The 19,780-nt window shown below is 40.1% G+C and carries 16 protein-coding genes; 5 read left to right on the plus strand and 11 right to left on the minus strand.

Annotated features, from left to right (window positions below; genetic code table 11):
• Positions 1–2: 2 nt before the first annotated feature.
• Complete coding sequence (locus SAE01_RS19955; RefSeq protein WP_147205571.1) at positions 3–1,703, minus strand: M28 family peptidase; 1,701 nt, start codon at positions 1,701–1,703, stop codon at positions 3–5.
• 151 nt (positions 1,704–1,854) lie between these two features.
• Complete coding sequence (feoB, locus tag SAE01_RS19960) at positions 1,855–3,972, minus strand: ferrous iron transport protein B (RefSeq protein WP_147205572.1); 2,118 nt, start codon at positions 3,970–3,972, stop codon at positions 1,855–1,857.
• 312 nt (positions 3,973–4,284) lie between these two features.
• On the opposite strand from feoB, the gene SAE01_RS19965 reads away from it, so the two are divergent.
• Positions 4,285–5,067: an META domain-containing protein gene (locus tag SAE01_RS19965; protein WP_147205573.1), complete on the plus strand. Its 783-nt coding sequence runs from the start codon at positions 4,285–4,287 to the stop codon at positions 5,065–5,067.
• 104 nt (positions 5,068–5,171) lie between these two features.
• Here the strand turns inward: SAE01_RS19965 and SAE01_RS19970 are convergent, their stop codons facing one another.
• From SAE01_RS19970 to SAE01_RS24580, 4 genes are all read right to left on the minus strand, one after another.
• The gene (locus tag SAE01_RS19970; protein WP_147205574.1) at positions 5,172–5,990 is read right to left on the minus strand and encodes an N-acetylmuramoyl-L-alanine amidase; all 819 of its coding nucleotides are present in this window, start codon (positions 5,988–5,990) and stop codon (positions 5,172–5,174) included.
• Positions 5,991–6,216: 226 nt separating this feature from the next.
• Positions 6,217–6,900 carry a hypothetical protein gene (locus tag SAE01_RS19975; RefSeq protein ID WP_147205575.1) on the minus strand — a complete coding sequence of 228 codons (684 nt, stop codon included), beginning with the start codon at positions 6,898–6,900 and terminating at the stop codon, positions 6,217–6,219.
• On the minus strand, positions 6,901–8,316 hold the full coding sequence (rpoN, locus tag SAE01_RS19980; RefSeq protein WP_246113291.1) for an RNA polymerase factor sigma-54: 1,416 nt from the start codon (positions 8,314–8,316) through the stop codon (positions 6,901–6,903).
• Positions 8,288–8,491 carry a hypothetical protein gene (locus SAE01_RS24580; protein ID WP_170234214.1) on the minus strand — a complete coding sequence of 68 codons (204 nt, stop codon included), beginning with the start codon at positions 8,489–8,491 and terminating at the stop codon, positions 8,288–8,290. Before SAE01_RS24580 ends, rpoN begins: the two co-directional genes overlap by 29 nt.
• Positions 8,492–8,523: 32 nt before the next feature.
• On the opposite strand from SAE01_RS24580, the gene SAE01_RS19985 reads away from it, so the two are divergent.
• Together SAE01_RS19985 and SAE01_RS19990 are read left to right on the plus strand one after the other, a co-directional pair.
• Positions 8,524–8,883, plus strand: a complete 360-nt coding sequence (locus SAE01_RS19985) for a hypothetical protein (protein WP_147205577.1) — start codon at positions 8,524–8,526, stop codon at positions 8,881–8,883.
• 83 nt (positions 8,884–8,966) lie between these two features.
• Positions 8,967–9,689, plus strand: coding sequence for an FkbM family methyltransferase (locus SAE01_RS19990; protein ID WP_170234217.1), 723 nt, complete (start codon positions 8,967–8,969; stop codon positions 9,687–9,689).
• Positions 9,690–9,735: 46 nt separating this feature from the next.
• Here the strand turns inward: SAE01_RS19990 and SAE01_RS19995 are convergent, their stop codons facing one another.
• Positions 9,736–10,956, minus strand: coding sequence for a DegT/DnrJ/EryC1/StrS family aminotransferase (locus SAE01_RS19995; protein WP_147205579.1), 1,221 nt, complete (start codon positions 10,954–10,956; stop codon positions 9,736–9,738).
• An 84-nt stretch (positions 10,957–11,040) separates the two neighbouring features.
• Positions 11,041–11,388: an MmcQ/YjbR family DNA-binding protein gene (locus SAE01_RS20000; protein WP_147205580.1), complete on the minus strand. Its 348-nt coding sequence runs from the start codon at positions 11,386–11,388 to the stop codon at positions 11,041–11,043.
• Positions 11,389–11,502: 114 nt separating this feature from the next.
• Here SAE01_RS20000 and SAE01_RS20005 point away from each other — a divergent pair, with 114 nt between their 5' ends.
• Complete coding sequence (locus SAE01_RS20005) at positions 11,503–12,453, plus strand: alpha/beta hydrolase (RefSeq protein WP_147205581.1); 951 nt, start codon at positions 11,503–11,505, stop codon at positions 12,451–12,453.
• Between the two features lie 24 nt (positions 12,454–12,477).
• Here SAE01_RS20005 and SAE01_RS20010 read toward each other — a convergent pair whose 3' ends face one another.
• From SAE01_RS20010 to SAE01_RS20020, 3 genes are all read right to left on the minus strand, one after another.
• Positions 12,478–12,999, minus strand: a complete 522-nt coding sequence (locus tag SAE01_RS20010; RefSeq protein WP_147205582.1) for a L,D-transpeptidase family protein — start codon at positions 12,997–12,999, stop codon at positions 12,478–12,480.
• Between the two features lie 479 nt (positions 13,000–13,478).
• Positions 13,479–15,482, minus strand: a complete 2,004-nt coding sequence (locus SAE01_RS20015) for an alpha-ketoacid dehydrogenase subunit alpha/beta (RefSeq protein ID WP_147205583.1) — start codon at positions 15,480–15,482, stop codon at positions 13,479–13,481.
• A 12-nt stretch (positions 15,483–15,494) separates the two neighbouring features.
• Positions 15,495–15,845, minus strand: coding sequence for a phage holin family protein (locus SAE01_RS20020; protein ID WP_147205584.1), 351 nt, complete (start codon positions 15,843–15,845; stop codon positions 15,495–15,497).
• Positions 15,846–16,483: 638 nt separating this feature from the next.
• Between SAE01_RS20020 and SAE01_RS20025 the strand changes: the two genes are divergently transcribed.
• Positions 16,484–19,771, plus strand: coding sequence for a SusC/RagA family TonB-linked outer membrane protein (locus SAE01_RS20025; protein WP_147205585.1), 3,288 nt, complete (start codon positions 16,484–16,486; stop codon positions 19,769–19,771).
• The last annotated feature ends 9 nt before the right edge of the window (positions 19,772–19,780 follow it).

Below are 19,780 nucleotides of genomic sequence, written 5' to 3' on the forward strand. Positions count from 1 at the left end.
AGTTAAAACTCTACAGCAAATTCTTTATCATCTTTCCCTCTTTTAATGCGAAGAGTGGTCTTATCCCCTGCCTTGAAATTCGATAAAGCCTGCATGTAAGTCTTCATGTCTGAAATCTTATAGGAGCCAAGGTCAGTAAGAACGTCCCCCGATTGTAATCCTAACTTTGACGCCAGTTTTTTTGGCGTAACCCCGCTTATTTTTAAACCCTCTTCACTGTTTGTTTTATCAGCTATCACCCCAAGGCTTACTGTAGACCGTGAAATTGCAGAGCCTTGGTTCTCATTAGCGCTGGCAGGTTTAGCAACAGCGGTTGGTTCTGCAACCTTTGCAGCTGGTGCAGATTGGTTAGAGGTTTTTGCAAACCCAACTTTACCTCTTGAATCCATTGCTTCCACCAGTGAAGTAATGAACTTGGCGATTTGCAAAGTACCGCTATAATTTATCTTGCTTTCATCGTTTACCGCTGTTGTGTAGTTTTGATGATTTGCAGACGAGAAATACAATTCAGGAATATCTTTTTTATAAAAGGAACTGGCAGCCGCTGACACGCTACTTACACTGTCAATGTTTACCTGTAACTTTTTATTTGGAAGCGAAGCAAACACTTCTTTCCATAAAGGCGATGTACTGTAACCTTGAACAAGTAAGGCTTTGCCATCGCTGTAGCTTCCAACCATGTCCAGATTAAGCATGTAATTAACAGGAGTACTAATTGCGGCATTCTCCAACCAATAATTACTGGCGATTGTACCTCTGTCAGCACCTCCAAAAGCTACAAATACATAATTGTTGTTTTTTGCCTTTGATGCAGATAACATTCTTGCGAGTTCAATCAACGTAGCCACTCCACTTGCGTTGTCATCGGCTCCCGCAGTGCTAGGCTTTGTCGCTTCTTCACCTTTACCTGCTTCCCTTGCAGAAGGAGCATAATGAGCTCCTAAAACAATTGTTGAAGAAGCTCCATTGTTAAGGTATCCGACTAGGTTGCTTCCGGAAAAATTGCTTTCTTTAAATGCTACATTTCCATCTACATCCAATACCTGCGAATGATCGCTAAAATACTTTTTATGCCCTTCAGCAGTAATATAAAAAACGGGAATGGGTGAGGGCGCCGACTTGTCTTTGCTATTGTAAATAATGCTATCACTCGCTGAACCTGAGTTGTAAATAAACAGGGCCGTTGCACCTTTAGAAGCCGCCCTCACAAATTCTTTTTTTATTGCTTCCTCCATGTTGCTTCCCTGCAATTTTGCACCATCCTCAAATAGGTCTTTAATATCAACAAACCATGGCACACCTCTTTCCCTTAACGCCATTGCAGGCGTTCCTTTTACCTTTTTCTCTGCAGAAAAAGAAAGAGGGAAATAGTCTTTGTTAAGCTCGAGTACCTTATCATTAATTTTCAAGTAGGTTGAGGGGTCAATGATTTTTCCGTTGTCAATCTTAAACGACTGGATAAAACCGTTGGTCCCTTTCGGTAAGAGTCCCAAAGATTTAAATTGACTGCTGATGTATTCTGTTGCGTTCGCCTCGAAGCTCGTTGATGCCTTACTGCCAGTTAAATTTTGAACATGGCTTTTTAAATTGTTGATCACAACCTGATCTAACTTTTGCTGAGCTTCTAAAGCTTTTCTTTCTTTTCTTGATTGAGAAAATAAGACAGTTGGGATAAAAGCCAATAGAAGCAGCAATTTCTTCATATAAAAATCATTGTGCTTGCTCCTCCGCAAAAAAAGTGCCGTGTGTAATTGTAGTTGATGAGTGTATTTGAACTATCATAGGTTCACGAGGTGCGACCCTTAATATTGCTTGACCCATAAGGACGGACAATCCTATCTCAAAACTCACTCTTTAGCTGGCTATTATATAAGCAACCCAAGCCACCACGTACGCAAGGAAGGTCATATAAAGCAGTTGAACAATAGGCCATTTCCAGGTCTTAGTTTCTCTTTTTACTACCGCAAGGGTGCTCATACATTGCATTGCCAAAACATAAAAAACCATCAGGCTAATACCTGTGGCAAGTGTATAAACCTTAGTTCCGTTTGGACGGACAGCTGAATGCATTTTCTGCCTCAGCGAGGTATCTTCATTGTCTTCGCCGACACTATACAGGGTTGCCATAGTTCCTACGAATACTTCCCTTGCGGCTATAGAAGTAACGAGGGCTATTCCTATTTTCCAGTCATAACCGAGTGGTGCAATGGCTGGCTCAATAGCTCTACCAAGCACACCTGCATAACTGTTTTGAAGTTTTTCAGATCGATATTCTTTTTGGAGAGCAATCTTATCTGCATTGGGCTGTTGCTGTAGCTTTTCATACTTTGCCTGCAAGTTGTTCATCCCCTTCGAAGGACCATAGCTGCTTAAAAACCATAAGAGGAGGCTTATAACCATAATCACTTTCCCTGCATCGCGAACGAAAATCCTTGCTTTTTCAATCATGGTTACCCCTACATTTTTCCATCTCGGAGCATGGTATGTAGGCAGTTCTAAGATGAAGAAACTCTTTTCCTGTAATTTAATAATCCACTTAAAAACATAGCTGACGATGAGCGCCATTACTACGCCTAATAAATAAAGCCCCATCATCACTAACCCTTGCCAACTTAGAAAACCAAGAAAGTACCGATTTGGAATAACCAGGCTGATAAGTATGGTGTATACAGGGAGCCTCGCACTACAACTCATTAACGGTGTTACCAGAATAGTAAGCAATCTCTCCTTTCTGTTTTCGATGTTGCGGGTGCTCATAATAGCTGGAACTGCACAGGCAAAACCGCTAATCATTGGCATTACGCTTTTACCATTGAGGCCCACTTTGCGCATAAGTTTGTCGCTGAGGAAACTAATGCGCGCCATATAACCGGTATCTTCAAGGATCGTAACCAGCCCGAAAAGGATCATTATCTGGGGAACAAAGACAAGAATTCCACTAAGGCCGGCAATGATCCCGTTAATAATCAGGTCGCTCCACCAGCCGGAAGTAATTGCTCCGTTTAACCAGCCGCTAACAGAAGCAAAAATCCATTCGATAGCGTTCATCGGATATTCTGCCAACCAGAAAATACTCTGAAACAAAAGAAACAGAACCGATATTAAAATAACATAGCCCCAGGTTCGGTGTAATAAAATGTTGTCGAGCTTTTCGGTAAATAACTTACGCTCAAGCGGATCGTCTTCAACAACACTCTGCTGCATTATCTGGCGAATCCTGCCGTATCGTTGCATGATTTCTTCCGCCTGTAAACGAGTAGGGTTGAAATGATTGGCAACTTCAATCCCCTCTATTTTATCTTGTATTTCCTGAGTAAGCGGAAAATTTTCGTGGTTAATAAGGTAATGAACGGCGGCATAATCAGGTAAGGCAGGAAAAATTTTCTGAACAGCATGAACCGCATTTTCAGCCAAACTCTTAATACCAATAAAGTCGCGGGAAGAAGCTTTGTGTTGTTGCCTTGCCGTCTGCAACAATATCTTTTTCAATTGTGGTAAACCCTTATTCTTCCTTGGATTTATTGAAACTACCGGAACTCCTAATTCTCTTTCTAACTCTTCAAGATCTATTTTAATACCCTTCTTAGCAGCGAGATCAACCATGGTCAAAGCAACTACTACAGGAATTTTTAGATCGATCATCTGCGAGCAAAAGAGCAGGTTGCGTTTTAGATTGCTTGCATCTGCAACAAGTACGACCATGTCTGGCTTGACGTGTTCGTCTACATGCATTAGAACCTTATACGACACCCACTCATCAGCCCTACGGGGATAAAGGCTGTAAGTACCAGGAAGATCAATGATGTTTGCGGTAACGCCCGGTTCAAGCGTAGCCTTTCCGGTTTTTTTATCTACTGTTACTCCCGGAAAGTTTCCGACTTTTTGATTTAGGCCCGTTAAACCGTTAAACAAGGAAGACTTACCACTATTAGGATTTCCGACGAGAGCTATATGAAGAGAGGTATCGAGCATTTATTAACCCGCAAAAATAAAATGGGTACTTCAGAAGCAATTACGAGTTTGGGAGATTTAACTAATTCAAGAAAAACTTTCACTTTTTCTATTAACCTCTTAGAAGTTTTTCGGCCGGGTTTTCTTTTTTTACTTTACACCAAAAAAACACTCTTAATACAATTTGGCTAAATCATCTTCTTTGACTTAAACTTTTAGTCTACTAACCTGTCTTAGCCTTTTTGCAGCCTCATTTTAAATTTTTTTATTGTTTTTTGCTACTAACTCTGTTTTTGGCACGGTTGTGGTTTTTGGGCTAACAAAACCGTAAGTATGAAAAAAACAATATTTGTATTACCACTTTGCTTATTCTTTGCTTTTTGCAGCAGTTCAAGAAAAGCAGTTACACCGGCTGGACCTGGAATTTCCAATGTGAATGTAAGCCGGGGAGATACAATGACCAGTGCAGCAAAAGCTTCTGCCTCTCTTACTCCCGCTGATCGCGATTGGGCCTATAGAGCAACAAAAGACACCAGCCTTAACGGAACTTGGAGATTAGATGGTATGCTTGCTTCTAACGGTAGCTGGAGCAGCACATCGACGTGGTATCAGGATACGTCAGCAGCCGCAGCGGCCGCAACAACAGACTCGTCTATGGCTTCAATGGCTTCAGGAACAGATGCAACGATGGCCAGTGCCAGCGGAACAAGCGGTACGTCAGCAAGGTCAAAAGTAAGAGCCAGAAATAACAAGAGAAATGCATTATACGATACAGCTAAGGCTCGCTTAAATCTTGATTACAAGACTACAACCACCTTCGATACAACAGCTCAACCTTTTCAGTACTGGAAGCGGATGCCTTCTCTTACAATTAACGCTGCAAGACAAGTATTCACAGGCACTACTGGTTGCAATAGCATGAGTGGTAGCTTCAATTTTAGCAACAAGGACATTCAGTTTGGTAGAAATATTGTTACTTCTAAAATGGCTTGTAACGAATATGATGAGGCGGCGTTTTTAGCTGCACTAAAAAAAGCTGACAATTATAGTTTGACCGGTAACATGCTTGAAATAAGACAAGGCAATACTCTGCTACTTACATTTAGAAAATCTTAGTACTCTATATATAAATCGAAAGCCGACAACTTACACTTGTCGGCTTTTTTGTTTGTATTATTTGGGAAGAATGACTTCAGTTCTTAACTCTTACTTTAAACCTTTTACAGGCTTTTATTCATCAGGTCCAACAAGATCTTTCTATCAGCTTCAGTGATAATGTTTGAGCTGTCTTGCAGAAAGTGTCGTTTGAAAGCGGCGATCGCAGCAGTAGAGTCCTTTACATCGTACCCGATAATACGTAAGGCATTTGTATTACTGAAGTCTGTTGGTACACTTACCCGGGATGTATCACCATACCATAAACCATAACCGTGCTCCGCCAATGTTTTCCATGGAAAGTAAATATTAGGATCAACTTTTCGGGTAGGGGCAATATCCGCATGCCCAATAAAGTTGGCAGCAGGTATGGCATATTTTCGTTTTAAAGTATCTAGTAACTGGAGCAAGCTGTTTACTTGCGGTTGAGTAAACGTTTCAAAACCGTTATTGTCAATTTCTATTCCTATCGAAGCGGAATTAACATCGGTAAGATTACCCCACTTTCCTGCTCCTGCATGCCATGCCCTTAGGTAATCATTCAACATGTGCTGTACTAATCCATCTTTACAAATAACATAATGGGCGCTTACTTGGGTACGTGGCAGGGTAAATGTTTTGTAAGTCTGGTCGCAACTATTTTGAGCTGTGTGATGGATAATTACATAATTCGGCTTCCGCATATTAAAATTAGTGGTACCAACCCAGGCAGGTGACATGCCACCGACAACGGTAAATACAGAAGGCTGCTCCTTAATTGTATTTGCATATTCTTTCGCCTGCTTTTTATAACTTTTATTAGAGGCATAGTAAGGAGGGTGACTGCATGCAACGATGAATAGGAAGAACCCAGATAACAGAGATATCAAGAAACGATTCGACATAGAAAATTTTCTTGCAATGTACATTAAAGAAGAAATGGAGCTATGTGAAGGTTAAGCAATTGATAGCAGCGAAGGTGTGTAAATGGGTGATTTTAGCTTGAAGAGCTTTAGCGACTATTTATGAAGTTTATAAATAAACGGCTGAAAAAGATCCATAGTGTGATGAAGTAGAACGGAGCGTCGCAACAACTGCAGGGCGTTATTCCGTCGCTGGATTAAAGAGACACTACATAACAAAGTAACACGCAACCGACTGGCACAAGGCGCCAATAATTAAACCCCAGTAAATTTCGTAAGGATGGTGATCGGAAACAATGAGCCGGGAAGTACAAACAACGCCTGCGATAATGGTAGCAATAGCAATTGGAATAGTTATAGGCTCACCTGACACAACCCCAAGCAGCATCATGAATGTTGCCGCGCCACCAACCCCTATCGCGTGCATGCTAATCTTAAAATAGTTGTTTGCCATCAACGCTGCACTTGCAGCAAGGAAAGTTCCAAGAAAGAAAAAAGTCATCACAGATGGACCGCCTGGCATATTCTTACTTACATAATATGCCCAAAAAAAATAAGTGATGGAAGCCACATACGGGATGATCCGTTCTTTCTGCGTACGCAGATAAATTGAACTCGCAAACTTGAGCCGCCATAGCAGAAAAACGGTTATCGCCGGAAAGAAGGCGGTAATCGAAAATACAAATGCAAGCGTTAGTAACTTTTGACGGTCATCGTAGCGGGCAAATGAGTATGGGTGAAAGTAGATGAGATACCAGGCAACATAAACCGAAATAAACAGCGGGTGAAAAAAGTACGAGAAAAAGTTGCCAAGTAATTTTAGCGCCCTCGGCTGTGGGAGCGGGTACACCTGCGTGGGTTGAAGTGGCGGCGCGCTTTGAAGATCTTGCATTTACAGCTGCTTCCTCAACCGGGCAACCGGCAAGTTTAGTTGTTCACGATATTTTGCCACCGTACGCCGGGCAATGTTGTATCCTTTTTCCTGAAGCATATCCGTAAGCTGCTCATCGCTCAGTGGTTTACGTTTATCTTCTGCCTCTATCAAATTACTTAAGATCTTTTTCACTTCACGCGTACTTACTTCTTCGCCGCTATCGGTGCTTAAAGACTCACTAAAGAAAAATTTAAGGCGGTAGGTCCCGAACTCGGTTTGTACGAATTTGCTATTGGCGACACGGCTGACCGTACTAATGTCGAGGCCGGTCATCTCAGCTATATCTTTCAGGATCATCGGCTTTAGAGTTGTTTCATCACCAGTGAGAAAAAATTCCTTCTGGTAATTCATGATACTTGACATCGTGCCTATCAGAGTCTGCTGGCGTTGCTTGATCATGTCGATAAACCACTTCGCTGAGTCTATCTTCTGCTTTATAAAAAGTACGGCTTCTTTTTGCCTCTTATCTTTTTTACTGCCTTTCTCATAATCTTTTATCATATCCCGGTAACCCTCGCTAATACGCAAGTCCGGTGCGTTCTTGCTGTTGAGCGTCAGTTCGAGAATTCCATTATTATTAAAGATAAAAAAGTCAGGAACAACATAACTCTCGGCTTTATTTACAAAGCCGATATTTCCACCTGGTTTAGGATTAAGTTTAATAATTTGGTTGATGACATCTTTCAACTGTTGGTCGGTAAGGCTTAGCCCCCTTTGTATCTTTTCGTAGTGTTTTTTTGTAAATTCATCAAAGTACTTTTCCAACACTTGCATCGCTAATTCAACTTCTTTTCCCTCGCCGGTTTTACGTTTCAGTTGAAGTATCAGGCACTCCTTTAAATCCCGTGCGCAAATTCCCGGGGGATCAAATTGTTGAATTTGTTTTATCAGGCCTTCAATCTCAGCTTCAGACGAAAGAATATTCTGACGAAAAGCGAGGTCGTCAGAAATGGAAGACATTTCCCTTCTTAAATAACCGTCATCATCAATACTTCCTACGATCTGCTCTGCAATCTTTTGGGTTCTTTCATCCAGCTCCATCATTCCAAGCTGGTTTAACAACACTTCATGAAAAGAAGTTTCTACCCTGATGGGTATCACTTTGCCCTCATCCATTTCGGGGTAGTTCTCATCGCGCAGTTTGTAATCGCCTACTTCATCATCGCCTTCGTGCACGTAGTCACTCAGGTCTATATTGTCGTACTCATCCGTACTTCCCTCGGAGTCATACTCTTCTTCGGAGTCGCTTTTAAAATCATCTGCTTCTTCAAAGTCATCATGGCCATCTTCACCTACTTCCAAAGCCGGGTTTTCTTCAAGTTCTTCCTTTATCCTTTCCTCAAGATTAGCCGTAGGTACCTGCAGCAATTTCATTAGCTGAATTTGCTGAGGCGATAACTTTTGTAAAAGCTTTTGTTGTAATGATTGACTTAATGACATTGTATTCCTCTAAGTTTCCCAGTGCATCTAAAATTTGCAAAAGTCGCAAATAAGATGTTTTAGTTTTGCCAAAATCTTGTGCTTTTGCCTTAACAAACGCTTTCAACATTTCGGGGTAAATTTACAACCAATTCATTAAGCATGAGAGGTTGCACTATTTGTTTGTTTATTAATTTATTTGTATGCTTTACATCAAACGGTCAAAGGGTTCTGCAAATTGCGCAGGCTGGTAAAGCGCCATTTGGGAGAACAGATTACTTTCCGGGATCGGCTTCAACTAAACTTACTGATACTACAAATACTGCCAGTCTGCGCTCTGCACCTTTCAATTTAATGGCTTCAAATTATTATACCAGCACATTAGGCTTTTTTTGCAAAAAAGAAATTCAACTCGAGAAAGCTATCAAAGTTCCTGTTCGATTTAGGTTGGGAAGTTTGGAGTATACAGATAGGATGGAAGGTAAAGGGTCTAAGGCTGACAGACCTAAGCAGGCTTTTTGATTGTATTTCTTCTCACGATAGTTACGCCGTCTCTAAGAACCAGGAAATTGACTTACATTGTTTTCCTCAAAAAACTTTGAATATTGAAATCAATTAAAATCCTATTTCACCAATTCCCATTCTTTTTTGCATTGAGGTTGGCTATCTATAAATTGGTTAGTAAAATACTAGGTGTAAACCTTAGAGAGTCTTTCTCCCAATTTGGCGAAGACGTTATCATTCAATTTTTCATTCGTAAAAGCAAGGGCTTTTTTGTTGATATAGGATGCAACCACCCCATTAACTTTTCAAACACGTTTGAGCTTTACAAAAGAGGTTGGACAGGTATAAATGTTGACGCAAATCCGGATTTGATTAAGAAATTTACACTGAGACCTAAGGACATTTCGGTCTGCGAAGCTGTTTCTAATGAAGTCAAGGAAATGACATTTTATGAATTTGAAGAAACTGAAGTATCGACTTTAGACAACCGTTTGTTGAAAGAATGGAAAGAGAGATGGCGTTATAAAAATGCGCGGAAGGTTATAACAAAAACCTTAACTCAAATTCTTGATGAAAATTCAATTCCGCAAGACATAGACTTCTTAACGATCGATGTAGAAGGACATGACTTTGAGGTGCTAATTTCTCTCGATTTCGAAAGATATCATCCCGAACTAATATTAATTGAAATACACGATTTTAATATCAAGAACTACGAAACCAATAAGTTGTTACAGTTCCTAGATAGCAAGGGATATGACTTGATTGGTTATGTTACTTTAAACGGTTATTTCAGGCGTAGGCCTAAATCGAAAGTAGCTTAAAGACAAAAATGAAGTTATAAAGAAAAAGAAGTCAATTGCTTCCTTTTCAAACTTCTGCAGGAACGTGAGCAAGCGCTTTCCTTATTGCAGCTACCATTTTTTCTCCTTTTTCTTTTATTTGTTCATCCGTCCACAAAAGACTTATTGCTGTTGATATACATCTGCTCATGATAGCATCGCTTGCAGGAAAAGACTGGGTGGCATAGGATCTTAGCTTCTCGGTAACGTCATGTGCTTGCCTGTTCAAAAACTCAGCATTTTTTAAGTGATCCCATTTTGTGATGTAATGCCAGTTGTTTTTATACCAATAGAAGTTGCCTGCTAAGATTCCCTGGGCTTTCATTTCTTCAACAAAAGCTACAGTAATTTCTTCGGTTGCAAGAAACCAGCTTAAAAAAGTACAACTGTCGCCTGCAGGGTCAGGCACTGAGCGAAAAGAAACTTCGGGAACTTGCGAAAGGATTTGTTTGAGCTGGGTATGGTTCTTTTTTTGAATCGCCAGGAACTGGTCAACCTTTCTTATTTGGGCCAGTCCGACAGCGGCGTGTAGTTCACTTATTCTAAAGTTGTAGCCAATAAAAGGATGCAGATCTGCACCGCGATCAGGACCTCCAAGGTGGTCGTGACCATGATCCGTATAGCCATCGCATTTTGTATAAATGTCTTCGCTATTTGTCATTACCACTCCACCTTCTCCGCAAGTCATTGTTTTGACAAAGTCGAAACTAAAGGTTCCCGCATTGCCAATGGTACCAAGCATCTTGCCTTTATAGCTACCACCAATACTTTGACAAGCATCTTCCAATAAGACGAGGTCATGCTGCTCGCATATGTTTTTTAAAGCATCTAAATCCGCCATACTTCCGCACATGTGTACAGGCATAATGCACTTTGTTTTTGGCGTAATAGCTGATTTTACTGCTTCAGGATTTAGTGTCAGTGTATCATCTACGTCCACTAACACAGGTATCGCACCAACACTCAATACTGCCTCGAAGCTTGCAACAAAAGTAAAAGTCGGCATTATCACTTCATCACCGTGGCCAATTCCTAAAGCAGCCATTGCTGTTGTAAGTGCAGCCGTTCCGCTGCTTGTTAACTGGGCGTATTGGCTCCCAAACTTTCTACAAATTTCCTGCTCGAGTTCCTTCGCTTTCCAAACTCCTTTCCTTGGTCCATCAAAACCATATCTCATCAAAATCCCTGTCTCTAATACGTCGTTGACTTCTTTTTTTTCTTCCTCTCCCCAAAATTCAAAACCTGGCATATTGTGTAAATTGAAGTATTGTAAAATTGAAGAGCAAAGGTAGAAGTTTTTGTATCGTAACTATTCGATTACGTTTATCTCCACCTATACGTCCAATTGCTTTTTTGTTTTATTTGGCAACTTGTCCTTTACTAGATTGTATGACTGTTCAATGTACCTCTTCCAATCCGTCTTACTCATCCTGTTAATATCGTCCGTTAGTACCCATTTGTACTTAGCTACATAAGGAGCAGGTTTAAAACCTTCCCGGTTTGACAATTCCTCAAATTCATCTTCTTTTACTTTAAAGGATGCTGATGTAGGTGCTTGATCAAGCCCCACAATACAAAACATTTTTCCACCTATAGAAAATACAAGATCATGCTCCCACTTTATATCTTCTGTAACGGCTTGTAATTCTTTACAAATGGATTGTATGTCTTCTATATTCATTTTGAAAACTTTTTGATGAATGCAAATCTAAACTTGGTTTCATTCTTAAACTTCTACATCAATGACGTGCAATAATGTTGGTTGCGCTTAAATATCTTTAACCAAATAAAATACATGAAAAAGCTTTTGAGGCAGGTTGCACGACTACTGCTTTTCATTTTTGTACTGCTTAACATCGTTGCTGCTTTTCATGCTTATAAATTTACGCACTTCTATGATAAGGGACATACAGCCGTAAAGAAACCTGAGTTAATGGACGGTTGGGATAAAACAAAAGCTATTCTTTTTGGTATTGATTATTTTAAACTTCCGATAGCTGCGACGCCTACTCATCCTTATCAAACAACCTATATAAAGACGACAGACAGTATTATACTGGAAGGGTGGTACGTACCAAAAGACTCGGCAAAGGGAACAGTTATCTTATTTCACGGACATGGTGGAAACAAGGGTGGTGTTTTAACTGAAGCAGAAAATTTCTATAACTACGGTTACAATGTTTGCCTTGTCGATTTTAGAGCGCATGGCAACAGCAAAGGAAATATTTGCACGATTGGTTTCGATGAAAGCCACGATGTAAAGGCTGTGTATGATTTTATTAAGGCGAAAGGTGAGAAAAATATCATCTTATGGGGTATCTCTTTGGGCGCTGCCACTATCACAAAAGCAATGAGCGACTATAAAGATATTCAGCCCGCAAAAATTATTTTGGAAATGCCCTTTGCTTCTCTAACCGATGCGGTAAAAGGAAGACTGAGAATAATGCATTTACCATCTCAGCCTCTTGCTACAATGCTAACTTTTTGGGGAGGAGTCGAACAAAGGTTTTGGGCATTTAATCATGAGCCTGCCGAATATGCTAAAAGTATCAAGGTGCCTGTTTTACTTCAGTGGGGCCAAAACGATTTTCGGGTAAGTGAAACCGAAACAAAAGAAATATTTGACAACCTTCCGTCCCAAAAAAAACATCTAACGATATATGCTGAGAGTGGCCATCAAAGCCTTGCGAAGAATGAGCCGGGTAAGTGGAATGAAACGGTAAAAGCTTTTCTTGAGGATAAATGAAAAGGGTAGCAGTTTATACGCTCGTTACTTCTTGATAGTTACTCTTGTGCCAACGGGTATCATTGCAAACAGTTGTTTTACATGTTCATTTTTTAAACTTATGCAGCCTTCTGTCCAATTCTGGTATTGATCAATTGCGTAATCTTCATGTGGCCATGTACCGTGGATTCCAATTCCTCCACCTTGTACTGCATTGCGAGGTATAATACCTTGTCTTTTGCGCATATTGAATTTTTCAATGTCTGCAGCGGTAGGAAAGTCGAGCCCCATATACCTGCACCATTTTTCATGTACTCGTTTACTAACAATGGTAAACGAACCCTCCGGCGTCTTCCTGTCACCCTGCACCAACTTATCACCCTGGTCTTTATTGCCTAAAACAATTGGAAAAGTAACGAGCCAACCTTCTGCATCGTACACGTTCAGTTCATAGTCGCTTTTATCTATAACAATGTAAAAAGCACTCTTGCTGTAAGTGGTTCGGTAAAATGAAGTGTTACTAAAAAAAATTAATGCAAGAACAAGTATTAGGGGGGTGCGTTTCATTAGGATGTACTGCTAATTTTTATATTCTAACGGAAAAATAAGAAGAAACGGTCTACTGAAATGCCCCTTTCACAAAAGTTTAAAGCTTACGATGACGTGGCTAATTGCGTGTCGCGCCCAAGTGTTTACGTTATAGTTTTGATATTATTTAATAGAAATTTCGAAAACAGATAATAACCTGCAAGTAGCAGTAAGAAAGACTGCATTAGTAAAGCGGGAAAATTATGAAGCTTTAAATTGAAGAAGAAAAAATGGTGAAAACAGAGCTGGAAATCAAGAAAATGCAAGCAATCGTTAAAGGCCGACCAGCTCTATGTTCACCATGTACTGCGTTTCGTACTAACAAGTGTTAGTTTGTTAAGAGGTTGTAAAGATGAAGTATTTTTTGAATCAAAAAAATTTTTTTAAAAAATTAATTGGATGCAACCTGCAGCGATAAAAAGAGTATTCTTTCCGGTCGCTAAAGTGCTTTTATAACGTCAGTAGTTTAAAAGTTTTTCGATAGATTTTTCTAATGAGCTTAATGCCATAAAATTATTTTCCAGTGCCAAATTGAAGGGGACAGGAGTATCTAAAGAAGCACATCTAATAATTGGTGCATCTAATAATTCAAACAAATGTTCACTTATCCACGCACTGATTTCGCCGCCTATTCCACCTGTTAGTGTGTCTTCATGTAGGATCAAAACTTTGCCGGTGTTTGTAACTGTTGATTTTATAGCATCATAATCGAGTGGAAGTAAAGTTCGAAGATCAAGAATGTCAAGAGAAATATTTGGGTTGCTTGCAGCAAAGTTGAGTGCCCAATGAACTCCCATTCCGTACGTGATAATTGAGATGTCTGTTCCTTCTTTAACCAGGTTCGCTTTACCTATTTCTATCTCGTAATAATCAGCAGGCACATCCCCGCTTACTTTTCTGTAAAGCGCTTTATGCTCAAAAAACAAAATAGGGTTAGGATCATTGATAGCTGCAATCAATAATCCTTTAGCATCAATAGGAGAGGATGGATAAACAACCTTCAACCCGGGTGTATGTACAAACCACGCTTCATTGCTTTGGCTATGAAATGGTCCTGCACCAACTCCTCCACCTGTAGGCATTCGAATAACTACATCTGCATTTTGAGACCACCTGTAATGAATCTTAGCGAGGTTATTTACTATCTGGTTAAATCCTGCAGTTACAAAATCTGCAAACTGCATCTCAATTACGCTTTTGAATCCTTCGAGGCTCAAACCCAAACCGGCGCCAATAATCGCACTTTCACATAAAGGAGTATTACGCACTCTTTCTTCACCAAATTCTTCAACAAAACCCTCCGTTACTTTAAAAGCTCCTCCATATTCGGCTATGTCTTGTCCCATCAGGATTAGATTGGGGTGTTGGTGCATCGATTGATGAAGTCCTTCTTTAATTGCATCAACCAGCCGAAGATCACGAGGGGCTCTTTCAGACTTTGTTATTTCAACCTGTTGCAACTGGGCAAAATCTTTTCGCAGAATGGGTGCATACACATCATTCAACTCTTCCTGTTTATCAGCAGTAATTGATGGAGCATTGAAAGCAATTTTTAATTCTTCCTCTATCGTTTGTCTAATCTCAATTTTTATCTGTGATGCTTTGTGGGTGTCGATAACTTCCTGCTCTAACAAATATTCTTCAAATTTTTTTATAGGGTCTTTTGCTTCCCATTCGTCAAACATTGCTTGTGGTACATACTTCGTTCCGCTTGCTTCTTCATGACCTCGCATTCTAAAAGTCATGCATTCTATTAAGTAAGGCTTTTGATTTCTAATACAATACTCCCGCACACCTTTAATAGTATCATAAACTTCGAGGATATTATTCCCGTCAATGCGTACACCTTCCATGCCGTATCCCTTTGCTTTGTCGACCAACCTCTCGCATCTGTATTGTTCATTGGTTGGAGTACTTAAAGCATAGCCATTATTCTCAATGATAAAAATGATGGGCAAATCCCAAACGGCTGCAACATTTAAAGCCTCGTGAAAATCTCCTTCGCTTGTTGCACCTTCTCCCGAAAAAGCGACTGCAACTTTATCTTCTTTACGCAGCTTATACGCCAACGCAACTCCATCAGCAACTGCAAGCTGTGGCCCGAGATGCGAGATCATTCCACAGATATAATGTTCTTTTGAACCAAAATGAAAGCTTCTTTCTCTACCCTTGCTATACCCATCTTTATTACCCTGCCATTGCATGAACAGCTTGTGAAGCGGCATTTGGCGTGTAGTAAAAACACCTAAATTTCTATGCAAAGGCATCATCCATTCGTCTTGTTGTAAAGCCAGCGTAGCACCTACTGAAATTGCCTCTTGCCCAATGCCACTAAACCACTTACTTATTTTTCCCTGTCTTAGTAGAACCAGCATTTTTTCTTCGATAAGTCTTGGAAGTAACAGGGATCTATAGAAAACAATGAGTTGCTCTTTCGTGAGATCTTTCCGGTCAAATAACATAAAGCAGGTTTACTATTTTTTATTTCCAACGACGCGTTCGATTACTGAGGTAAGGAATGACAGTAACAGACTAAACAATAACGCCGACCACCATCCATCTACCCTAAAACCTGCTACCAGGCTTGAGGCCCATTTAATAATGAGAATATTTATGACAAGCAGGAACAGTCCGAGCGTAACGAGGGTTATGGGCAACGTTAAAATGATGAGAAGTGGTTTTATAAAGTTATTAAGCAACGCCAGGACAATTGCAAGAATAAGGGCTGTTCGAATACTATCAATATAGACACCCTTAAGAAGATAAGAAATGAACAAAGATGCTATTGCTGTAAAAAGAACTTTGGTTAAAAACCTTGAAAGCATGTAGAAGATTTTTATTACTTATAATAGTAACTCATATAAAAATATAAGCGCTCCTATAAATTTAGTCGATAAAAATACACTGAAGGTTAGAAGGTTTAATGATAGAATTTTCAGTTTTGAGTAAATTTTTTTGGATTTACTTTAACTTTTTTCTGTAACATTGGTGTCTAAACAAATAGTGGTCAAGCCTTACAAGATTTGGGATGCACGCTGCTTAACCCTGTAAGTTTTTTATAAAAAGAATACCTTTTTATCATTCTTTTAAATTGTAGCAGCATTTCAAAAAAAGGCAACTAATAATTTTATGTAAGACTCTGTAAAAAGTATTTATAGTCTTCTTATCACATTTGTCAGCAGTGGCCACTTCTTTCAAATAAAAATTTCCAAGTAAGACGAAGGATGATAGTTAAACTATCTGAATTGTAATTCAGATAGTACTAAGAAAAGTTATGTGGATAAGCGAAACGTTTTTCGTGCTGGCTTAGTTCGCAAATCAATCCTTCTCCTATTATCACTTTATTCTTTGAATAATTAAACTCTTCCTACTAGAGCAAACGTATCAACCAATCATGCCACTATCCGTATAAATTCCAAATAAAAGAAAAATTGACTGACTTATTAAAACCAACTATCACAACATGAGAAAAGTAAGTGTCTCACTAGGAACAGGAATAACGCGAAGATTTAAAAAGCCCCTGTTTCTTACGCTAACTGCCGTGTGCTTAAGCGTTGCCTGCACAGAGGTTAGTGCTAGGGAAAAAGGAAAAGTGACAGAAGCTTCTCCACTGGCCGTAATTCCAGTAAAAGGAAATGTAAAAGATGACAAGGGTATTCCTCTGGCAGGAGTTTCTGTGTCAATAGCCGGCCAGAGAGGTGGTGTAACTACCGACAATAATGGTAATTACTCTATTTCTGTCTCAGAAACTGCTGAAGTAACGTTCAGCTATGTGGGTTTTAAAACCCTCACGGTTGCAGTACAGGGAAAAACTAAAATTGACGTTACGTTGAGTGCTGAAGTATCTTCCTTAGACGACGTAGTTGTTGTAGGCTTTGGTACGCAGAAAAAAGTGACAGTAACCGGAGCTATTTCTACTATTACTACAAAAGAGCTCAGGCAAACCCCTAGTACCAACTTGTCTAATGCATTAGCAGGTAGAATGCCGGGTTTAATGGCCAACCAATTTAGTGGTGGCGAACCGGGCGTAGACCAAAGTGAGATTTTCATTCGTGGTGCATCTACTTACAACACTGGTAATGCGGCACAAAGACCTATTGTAATGGTTGATGGTATAGAGCGTGATTTCCAGTATTTGAATCCTGAGGAAGTTGAAACTTTATCAATTTTGAAAGACGCATCTGCGACTGCTGTATACGGAGTTAGAGGTGCGAACGGAGTTATATTGGTTACAACAAGGAGAGGTAGAAATATGGAAAAAGCGAATGTTACCTTTAAAGCTGCGAATGGTATTTCTTCGCCGGTAAGATTTCCGCAATACCTCGGATCTGCTGACTACGCAACCCTCTATAATGAAGCTAGGTTAAACGACAACCCCACCACTTCTGCGGCGCTTTTTTCTCCCACACAAATTGCAAATTACAGAATAGCTAAAGGAGATAACTCTGATGGTCTGGGATATAATACAAATCTTTTCGATTATGCTTTTAAACCCAGTATGCAGCAAGATTACAGTTTAACCATACAGGGAGGAACAAAAACGGCCAGGTACTTTATTTTGGGTGGTTTGATGAACCAGAATGGAAACTACCAACACACCGATAATGGCGCCAATAATACGAATGCTACTTTTAAGCGGTACAACTTCAGATCAAATATTGACATAAACATCACTGATAATTTTTATGCTAAGATGAGCCTCGGTGGTCGTATTCAGAATAGAATTGCGCCAGGTACTACCGCAGCCAGAATCGTCAATATCGCCAATACACAACCGTCCATTTATCCTGTTATCAACGAGAACAACGATAACGCCGCCAATAAAGCATACATAGCAAAACACCCTGAAGGGCTGCTTTTTGGTACCCAGCTTTATAGATACAATATCTTAGGCGAACTCGCGTACTCGGGTTTTATTAATGAGTACAAGACATTTATGGATGGAAGCTTTGCGTTGGGTCACAAACTCGACTTTATAACTAAAGGTCTTGTCTTTGATCTGCAATTTTCTTATGACAACCAGTCTGGAAACACTGTGGATAGAACAATACCTCATGAATCTGAGGGCTACCGCGAATACGGCGGGTACGCTACTTTCTACCCCCAAGTAGGAGTGGACGTGTTTATGAATGGAGGACACTATACAGGCGCTTATGCTTCGCCTCGTCGCATTGCAAACAACACAATGAATAATGGCTTTGATGCCCGTACTCCTCAACCTCAGCGTAAAAACAATATTCAAGGTTCGTTAAACTATGCTCGCTCTTTCGGAGTTCATAACGTGACTGCACTGATATTGGGTACGCAAACAAAGAGGATATTTCAAAACGATGTTCCATTTGCAAGCCAGGGATTGGCTTTTAGAACAACTTATAACTACGCTGAAAAATACTTGTTTGAAATAAACGCAGCCTATAACGGTTCTGAAAATTTTGCTAAGGGTCGCAGATATGGTCTTTTTCCTGCGGTAGCAGTAGGTTGGGTTGCAAGCAACGAGGATTTCATGAAAAATTATAAGTTTATCGATTATCTGAAAATAAGAGGTTCTTACGGACTTGTGGGAAGCGATCAACTGCCTGGAAACAGGTTTGGATACCTCCAGTTTTTCAATACCAACGGTGACACCTACAATTTTGGTATGGATCTGAATTCAGGTGTTCCCGCAAATGTGCTTGAGGGAAATCTTGCCAATCCAAATTTAACCTGGGAAAAGGCCAGAAAATCTAATCTAGGTTTCGAAATAAGAACACTAAAAAACAAGTTTAGTATCACTGCAGATTTCTTTTACGAACATCGCTACGACATCCTCACACAACCTGGAACCAATGGTACAAGAAACTTGTCTGCTGTTGTAGGACAAAGCTCTCCACAACTCAATCTTGGAATAGTAAACAATAAAGGCTTTGAGGTTGAAGTAGGCTGGACTGATAAAATAGGAAAGAACTTTGGTTATTACATCAGACCCAACCTCTCATTTGCGAGAAACAAGATTATGTTTATTGATGAAGTAGACCGTGTAGCACCTGATGGAAAGTCTGTCTCTTATGCAAACCGCACCGGTAGACGTATTGGAGAACAATTTGTCTATGAGTTCGACCATTTTGTGAGAGACCAGGCTGAGGCTGACAAGCTTAATACACAGGTATATCAAAAATGGGGTAAAGTAATCCCGGGAGATGTTGTGTACAAGGACCAAAACGGAGATGGCCAGATTACAGACCAGGAAGACAGAATAGCTATGGGAAATCCTCGTAATCCAGAAATACAATTCGGTATTCCAATGGGTATGTCTTACAAAGGTTTCGACATGAGCTTGCTGTTTCAAGGCGCTACAAACACCAGCGTTCTGTTGATTGATGCAGCTTCTTATGACTTTCCAACATATGGCCAGGATATCATCGGAAGGGTAAAACCTTTTCACCTTGACCGTTGGACTCCCGCTACGGCTGCCACAGCTACTTACCCCGCTGTGCACTACGGCACTTATGTAAATAATAAAAATCCAAACAGTTCACTATTTCTTGGCGACGCTTCTTACATACGCCTGAAGAGTTTCGAAGTAGGATATTCCCTTCCAAACAGTTTGTTGAAAAAGGTAGGATTTTCAAAAACGCGCTTTTATGTGCAAGGCCTGAACCTTTTAACATGGGATAAATTAAAGAAGTACGATGTTGACCCTGAGACTAACACAGGCGGCGACTGGTATCCTATACAGCGAGTAATAAACTTTGGTATGTACGTAACATTTTAATTAGACAAT

Origin of the sequence: Segetibacter aerophilus, from assembly GCF_007991655.1 — a bacterium.
GTDB lineage: Bacteria > Bacteroidota > Bacteroidia > Chitinophagales > Chitinophagaceae > Segetibacter > Segetibacter aerophilus.